The organism is Moorena sp. SIO3I6 (genome assembly GCF_010672095.1).
Window position 1 is genome coordinate 1 of sequence record NZ_JAAHHU010001089.1, and the last position, 1,696, is coordinate 1,696.

Below are 1,696 nucleotides of genomic sequence, written 5' to 3' on the forward strand. Positions count from 1 at the left end.
CCAGGGGGAACTAGACTCTTTGACTCAACAGATCTTCTCCGTTTTGGAAAAGCTCCAAAGTCTGAGAGATCACTCCACTCTACAATCTGCTACTGCCGAGTTAGCAGTACAAAACAGCGAGATGATCTTGCCCGCCAAGTCGCCTACCTTCACTCCCTCTTCCCAGAAGCAGAAATCATCAAAGACATCGGCTCGGGGCTTAACTACAACAGGAAAGGACTTAGAGCCATATTGGAACGAGTCGTGTCTGGAGATAAGCTCACGGTTGTTGTTACCTGTAGAGACAGACTTACCCGATTCGGGTTTGAACTCATTGAGTACTTGGTCGGTCTCAACGGTGGAAAAATCCTGGTTCTTGACCAGCCTGAAAGCTGCCCGGAATCAGAACTTACCGCAGATCTTCTTTCCATCATTCACCTCTTCTCCTGTAGGGTTCACGGACTCAGAAAATACGGTAAAAAAATCAAAGAAGATTCGTCTGTTCCTAAACCATGAGCAGGGATTGGCCGTAGGCCACGCGGGGCGCGTTCGGTTATCCGTAAATGGTTTGGAGTGTCCCGTTACGTTTTCAACAAGACCGTCAAAATCCTCCAGGATGGTGAAGTAAAAGCCAACTGGAAAGCTATCAAAACTGACATATTAAACGACCTCCCCGAGTGGTGTAAAGCAGTACCTTATCAGATAAAATCGATAGCGATTAAGGATGCTTGCACCGCTGTCAGAGAGGCCAAAAAGAAGTACAAAAAGACTTCGCAAATTCAAAGGGTAAGGTTTAGATCGAGGAAAAATCCTACCCAGTCTTGTTATATCCCTAAATCGGCAGTGTCAGCTATGGGGGTATATCACACTAAACTGGGCAAGATAGCTTATTCCGAGACCATTCCTGACAATATTTGCGACAGTAGACTGACCAGCAGGAATGGGGATTACTATTTGGTCGTCCCCTATCAAGAGACTAAAAATAAAACCGAAAACCAAGGTAGAGTAGTCGCTTGCTTACCCTGGGGTCAGAACTTTTATTACCTTTTTTAGTGAGACATCTGTAGGAAAGATTGGGAATGGAGACTTTTCTCGTATTCAACGATTGTGCCAACATCTAGATAATTTGCTATCTAAAATAAGCCAAGCTTGTGGTGGTCAAAAACGTCGGATGAGAAAGGCCGCTCGGAGGATGGTAATCAAGATTCAAAACCTAATCAACGAGCTTCATCATAAGACAGCTAGGTTCTTAGTTTACAATTTTTAATCTTACTTCCCACCTTCGAGACTTCTCAGATGTCGAAAAAAGGTAATAGAAAAATCAGATCTAAGACTGTCCGCAATATGCTGACATTCGCCCACTATCGCTTTAAGGAATTCTTGAAGCACAAAGCTCAAGAGACCGGGAAGACGGTGGTGGATGTCTGTGAAGCCTATACTAGTAAGACTGTTAGTTGGACAGGTGAATTGGTAAATATAGGCGGAAGTCGCATTATCAGAGTGGGAGAGTTTGAGAGGGAAAAGAATACCCCGTCCTCAAAGGTCTTGAAGTTACCGTAAGAATAGTGGAGCCTTAATAATAAAGTTTTAACCCCTTTTCTCATAACCGACCAACCATAAAGGCTCCACTATTCTAAGGTTTCGTCTCCGGGGATGAATATTCCGTCTCAAATAGTGTTAATATAAAAAGTAAGGGTCTCAAAAAAACAGGGCAAAA

Annotated in this window: 2 protein-coding genes; both read left to right on the forward strand. The window is 43.6% G+C overall.

Annotated elements, in window-relative coordinates; all coding sequences use genetic code 11:
* The coding region (locus tag F6K49_RS46420) for an IS607 family transposase (RefSeq protein WP_293109215.1) at nucleotides 1-495 on the forward strand (495 nt) is incomplete at its 5' end.
* A gap of 780 nt (nucleotides 496-1,275) precedes the next feature.
* Complete coding sequence (locus tag F6K49_RS46425) at nucleotides 1,276-1,539, forward strand: zinc ribbon domain-containing protein (protein WP_293109217.1); 264 nt, start codon at nucleotides 1,276-1,278, stop codon at nucleotides 1,537-1,539.
* Nucleotides 1,540-1,696: the final 157 nt, after the last annotated feature.